A 405-nucleotide genomic window follows, 5' to 3' on the forward strand; every position below is an offset into this window, starting at 1 on the left:
GGGGTGCGGTGGGGCTGGGGGACGGCTTGGCGGGTTCGCCGGTCTTGTTGCGGGCGGCCTTCCTCATTCCAGGCGCGCGAGGTCTTCGGGCGTGTCGATGTCGTAGGGCTCCGCGATGTCGCCGCACTCGACCAGAGTGAGCTCCGCCGCGTGCTTTGTCAGGTGAACACGCGCACCGCGGTCCCCCGTAGCGGTGGCGGCGATGTCCGCCCAACGGTCGGAGCCGAAGAGCACCGGGTGTCCGCGTTCGCCGTCGTACGCCGCCGCGGCGAGCGACGCCGGCGAGCGGTAGGCGGCCAGGACGCGCTTGAGGGCCTCGGGGCCGATGCCGGGTTGGTCGACGAGGGAGACGAGCGCGGCTTGGGGGGCCGGGGCCGGGGACGGGGTGGAGGGGGTGGTGGGGGT

Annotated in this window: 1 protein-coding gene; it reads right to left on the bottom strand. The window is 74.1% G+C overall.

From position 1 onward, the window contains the following. Nucleotides 1–63 precede the first annotated feature (63 nt). Nucleotides 64–405, bottom strand: a 342-nt coding sequence (locus IF43_RS0135705) for an NTP transferase domain-containing protein (protein ID WP_158939702.1), incomplete at its 5' end; no start/stop codon positions are given.

It is taken from the genome of Streptomyces sp. NRRL S-87 (assembly GCF_000719335.1).
Taxonomy (GTDB): Bacteria; Actinomycetota; Actinomycetes; order Streptomycetales; family Streptomycetaceae; genus Streptomyces.